At 39.8% G+C, this 364-nt stretch carries 1 pseudogene; it reads left to right on the top strand.

What is annotated here, in order from left to right:
• Positions 1–71: 71 nt before the first annotated feature.
• Positions 72–364, top strand: a pseudogene (locus tag PVK62_RS17565) (transposase); the annotation flags it as partial.

Below are 364 nucleotides of genomic sequence, written 5' to 3'. Positions count from 1 at the left end.
TAGTGGCATAGTGAATTTGGCCACCTAGTTAGAAATGATATAATCATTTCAGAATTAAATAGGTGTACATAATGACAAGACGTCCAAGAAAGAACTATAGCGCAACATACAAGCTAGAAGCTGCCCAATTAGTAATTGAGCAAGGGTACTCAATTACTGAAGCATCCCAGGTTATGAACGTAAGTAAATCAGCCATGACTAAGTGGGTTCAGCAGCTAAAAGATGAGTTAAGTGGAGTGATGCCAACGGCATCTCCGATAACTCCCGAACAAATAGAAATTCGTGAGTTAAAAAAGAAGCTTGCTCGTCTCGAGGAGCATAATGAAATACTAAAAAAGGCTACGGCTCTGTTGATGTCAGACTC

The sequence above is a fragment of the Aliivibrio sp. S3MY1 genome (assembly GCF_028765575.1).
GTDB lineage: Bacteria > Pseudomonadota > Gammaproteobacteria > Enterobacterales > Vibrionaceae > Aliivibrio.
This window is presented reverse-complemented; position numbering and strand designations above follow the sequence as displayed.